This window comes from Frankia sp. CcWB2, from assembly GCF_977927585.1.
The window spans coordinates 1-4,889 of sequence record NZ_CDWRCM010000233.1 but is presented as its reverse complement, the minus strand read 5'-3'; the positions used below and the strand labels follow the sequence as shown (position 1 = coordinate 4,889).

Below are 4,889 nucleotides of genomic sequence, written 5' to 3'. Positions count from 1 at the left end.
GGGCCGGACGGGTCGGTTGTTGAGGATGACGAAGACCAGCCCACCCACCAGCAGCACCACAATGAGCATGATCGGTACCAGCGGGCTACCCATGGCCTCCGTCCTCGCCGTAGCAATTACGATCACGCTGTAGGACGTGTCGCCAGCCGTCTTCCTTCATACCTAAGGGCATCAACTCAGAAGAGACCGGGTATGTGTCGCGACACCGACACAAGTGCTGCGCATTGTTCCAGACTTGGGCGCGGCCGAGTAGGGCCGGCGCCCGGGCGGCCCCGCCGCGAGGCGGGCGCCACGAAGGATGCCTCCGGTGACGCCACGAAGGATGCCTCCGGTGAACGGTGACGGCCCGTGTCGGGGGGCGCGAGACGGTGATTGTTCGCCGCCGCATCAGCGCACCACGGTGATGAAGATTACCAAGGTTAGGCACAACGTCACGGTGAGCACGGCGGTCATGGCGAGCCTGGTGGTTCTGGCGCGCCACGGGAGCAGGCGGCGCCTGAGCGGTGCGGGTCGGCTGATCGCGGCGATCACCTGGCTCTCGACGAAGCCGGGCAGCTCGCTCGCGGCCCGCAGCCGCGGGTCGTCGGGGAGGTAGAGCGCCACCAGTCGGCGCACGACGCGTTCCAGGTCGGCGGGGAAGGGGCGATCTGCCTCCGATCCCCGCACTGTTCGGCGGAAGTACCTCTCCGCCGCTCTGGCCAGCTCCGGATCCGTCAACGGCTCCTCCTCCGGATAGGCGGTTCCCTGGCCCGGGGCACCGTCCCGGCGGATGGCTTCGTGCAGATCCCAGGCGTCGTCCCAGTTCGGAACGTGTCGGACCAGCAGCCCGAAGACACGGGCCGCGTTCAGCTGGCCAAGCCGGCAGGCCCGGAGGAATGCGATCGCCGGATCGGGACCGTCCGGCCAGGTCGGCGAAATGCGGGCGGTGAGCTCCGCACCCAGGACATGTAGATCGTTCTCGAGCGCTCCGGGCGGACCGGGTTCGTGGGACGCGCCGGGCAGGTAGAGGCCGGCGATGCGCCGCACGGTCTGCGTCAGCGGCCCGTCGCCTCGTCCCGACGCGGCCTGGACTGCGATCAACCGATCGAAATACGGGCGGGCACCGGCTCCGAGCACCTCCGCATCAGGGGCCCGCGACGCGGGCTGGCCGGGTGGCCCGACCGGGGAGGCCCCCGCGTAGGCGATGTCATCGCGGATGTCCTCGGCGGTATGCCATCCCGGGGCGTAGAGGACGAGCAGCCGGAACGCATCGGCTCCCCGGGCATGGGTTTCGCGCAGCAGGCGCACGACTTTCGCTGCGGCCGACTCAGGGGGCCACTGCGACCCGCCACCCGTCGGCGCGGCGCCTGTTACCACTTCGTCTGCCAGGGCTCTGGCGAACTCGAAGCCCTCGGGCAGGCCGAACAGGTCGAAGAGGGCCCGCAGCGTCTGATGGATCAGATCGATGCGGCGCCCGGCCCAGACGGCGGGGTCTACCGCGGCCGCCGCCGGGATCGCGAGCGCGGCGAGCCCCGCGACCAGCCGGGTCAACATCTCCACGACCTCGCGCTGCATCGTCGTCACCGCGCGGTGCACCGCGTCGACGTAGGCAGCGCGGTCATGGTCGCTCTGGTAGGCGTCCGGGGCCAGCCGTCGAGTGATGGCCTGAGTGACGTCGCTCGCCGCGCGGGCCAGGACATCGGTACGGCGGCCGGGTGGGCGTGGGGCGACCGCTCCGAGGGGAGAGCGGGCGGGCTCGCCGCGCTGCGGCAGATTGCAGTGCAGCAGGTCACGTAGCGCGGCGAGCTCGCGGAGGTCGGTGGGTGACTCGAGCGGATCGACGAGAGGGTCGTACGCCGCGTCGCTGAGGGAGATGCCCAGCGGGACGCCCAAGGCGGCGAGCAGCCGGTCGACCGGGTGCAGACGATCGTCCCAGTACGACCACTCCTGCCGATACGCCTCCGCGACGTGCCGGATGACGGCGTTCCCCGCGTCCCGTTCCAGCCGTTCCAGGTGCCGCCGTCCCCCTGGGCCCGGATCGGTTGGCTGCGCGGTGGCCGATTCCGGTGTGGCGGGTGGTGGCGTGGCGGGTGGTGGTGTGGCGGGTCGGGGGACGCGGCACACGGTGACGGCGAGCCGGGTGGGGGCGGGTCGGGAAGTACCGGTAGGCGACGCCGACAGGTGGTCCGGCCGGGCGGCGCGCAGCGCCTCGGCGGTCTCCGTGGCCAGCCGGATCGCGTTGTCGCGCGCGGAGGTCATCCGATATCCCGAGAAGATCGACTCCAGGGCGGCCGCGAGCAGTGGGACTGCCTGGCGCAGTGGCTCGTCGCGGTGCAGTGGTCCTTCCCGCTGCAGTGGCTCGTCGCGGATCTGTGCGGGCGAAGGAACCCGCAATGCGGCGAGTTCGTCCGCGAGGGCGGAGATCGTTCCTTCGACTTGGCGCTGCTCCTCGGCGACCGCGTTGGAGATCTCGTCGATCATCCGGCTAGGCGGCTCCTCCTCCCGCAGCCGGCCCAGAATGACGCCGACGATCTCCTTGTGTAACCGTTCCCGGGGCCCGGGGTCCGCTGCCCGGGCCGCTGGCACGAGCCCGCCGCCCGGGCCGGCGACGGGGCCGGCCAGCAGCCCCGCGACCCGGCGCAGCTGACCGCGTAGCCGCTCCGCACTCGCCAGGTCCGCCGGCAGACCGACCGGTTCGATGATGGCGGTGAAAAGACGGCGCACGGGGTCCGCGGCCGTGCCCTGTTCGGCGGAGCTTGACCAGTTCGAAGCCCGCAGGCGTTCGTACCGTTCGCGGAGGTGCTCGCGGACGGCGAGCGATCCGGCGCCTGCCGTCGCTGCCGAGGCCGGATCGCCCGGCGCTGTCGGGGCCGTCGAGCGTCCCAGGCCGACGGCATCGGTCGTGGTCGAGAGGGGTGCCGGATCCGGGGGACCCGACGTACCCGAACCACTCGCGGTACCCGAACCACTCGCGGTACCCGGGACGCCCGTACGCCGAGCATCCGCGGTATCCGCGAGGGCGGCCAGGCCGCCGCCGGGCGGCGGCGCGGCGGTCCTCCCGACCCGGTTCTCCACCACCTGCCGGCACCAGGGCTCCGGCCGGCCCGGATCGAACATCTCGTCATCGACCAGGGCCAGCAGATCGCCGATTCCCCGCATCCCACCGCGGCCGTAAAGGTCCACGAGCAGCCGGGCGGCGGTGGCCATGATCGGTGGAGCGTCCGGCCCGCCCCGCGGATCCACGTGGATCGCGGCGGGCTCCCCGTTGCCGGCACACGCCGGTTCGAACGGAACGAACAGGAACCGCGGGCCCGGCTCGTCGGTGTGCCGCGCGCCCGAGGGGACGGCGCCCGAGGGGACGGCGGTCGCATGCGTGGAGAAGGTCAGCCGGTAGGGCAGAACACCTTCGAGGATCTCCACCAGGGCCCACATCAGCGTGAGCGCCTCATCCGAACCGGTGTGGGCCACCACGAAGGGACGCTCGGCCCGCGACCATGCCAGTACCGCCGCGATGAGCGTGACGAGCCGATCGCGCCGCACCCCCGCGCGCGCCGACTGGCGCAGGGCCCGCTCGCCCGTCCGTCGGCGTGCGGTGAGGTCGCGCAGGTGGCAGGGGAGCCAGCCGCGGGACGGTGCGGGAGCTACCCACCACGACCCCACCCGCCGCGTACAACGCGAGCCTCACCCGTTCGGTCAGATAGTCCGCCCGGCCGATCAGGATGTGGGCACGCAGCCGGGCCCGGCTCTCGCCGCCGCGTTCCGGGATCCGGATTCGGTGCACGAGCGCCGCTTCCGGGATGCGGCGCGGATCCCTCGCCGTGAGATGGTCCGGCGTCTCGGGATGATCCGGAGACCGGATGATGTAGGTGAGCGCCGACGGTGGGTGGGGGACCCGGCTCTCGTCGAGCTCGACCTCGCCGGCGAGAAGCCCGCTCCAGGACCTGGTCACCGTGGAGCCCAGGGAGCTTGCCGCCGGGAGGTGACTCTCGCCGCTCGTCCTGCTCCGGCGCGACCAAGAATAGATCATCTGGTCGAGCCGCGTCGCCTCCGCTGCCCAGCCGGACCGTGCCCTCGGCGTCCCCAGATGATCGATCACGGTAGACACCCGTTCCGCCGGGCCCGACGGCGTCGCTGAACGCGCCAGCCGCGACAAGCGCCGAGGACGACGGATCCGGCGGCGACGCCTTCCCGGGTGTCTTCAAATCCGCTCGCACCCGCCGGTGATACTTCCTTCCGGGGGCCGTAATGCCGGGCCGCGTAATGTTGGTCCCGCACGAAAGTCCTGGTCCTAGCGGGTGGGCATGAGGACAGGAGCCCCCTGGCCGCTCGCTGCTTCTCAGCCAATGGTCGCCCCCCAGACGGTGGTCTCTCAGCCGGGCATTGATCGTGCTGTCCCGGTGAATTATGGCGTGCTGGCGGAAAAATATTCCTGGCACCTGGTAGACGTCCAGAGGAGTCCTGAAAAATCGGCCTTGCGATCGCTGTCGGCCCGTCGGTTGCGATCCTTCCGCGGGGTGTGCCGTCGCTCCCGCCCGAGGAAGGATCGCAACCGGGCCCAAGTCGTACCCCCGACGAAGTTCTGTAGTGCCCGCTGCCGTACCGCCGGTCTACGTGTGCGCGGGGAACTTCCGCGGTCGTCCTTTTTTCGCATGGTGGGTCGCCGTTGTAGCCAAGGTGTTGACGTGATGTTATTCGGCTCGTTCATCGCTCCGGATGCGCCCGCTGCCGCGGGCGCGGTTTGTTCGCGGAATTGGTGGGATCCATCGAGCTGATCGGTGCGGGGCCGGTGGTTCCGGCGCCAATAATCCGACGGATCTCACGGCGAGTGACGCTATCCGGAGGGAGGCGGATCTGACGTTGAATACCGTCACACGATGCGATCGGTGAACGGTCTTCGGCCGAGATCGAGG

General features: G+C 70.8%; 2 protein-coding genes. Both read right to left on the bottom strand.

The window, feature by feature from the left end:
- Positions 1-387 precede the first annotated feature (387 nt).
- Positions 388-3,519, bottom strand: a complete 3,132-nt coding sequence (locus ACY45C_RS19085) for a hypothetical protein (RefSeq protein WP_462188943.1) — start codon at positions 3,517-3,519, stop codon at positions 388-390.
- A 1,161-nt stretch (positions 3,520-4,680) separates the two neighbouring features.
- On the bottom strand, positions 4,681-4,889 hold a 209-nt coding region (locus ACY45C_RS19080), incomplete at its 5' end, for a hypothetical protein (protein WP_462188942.1).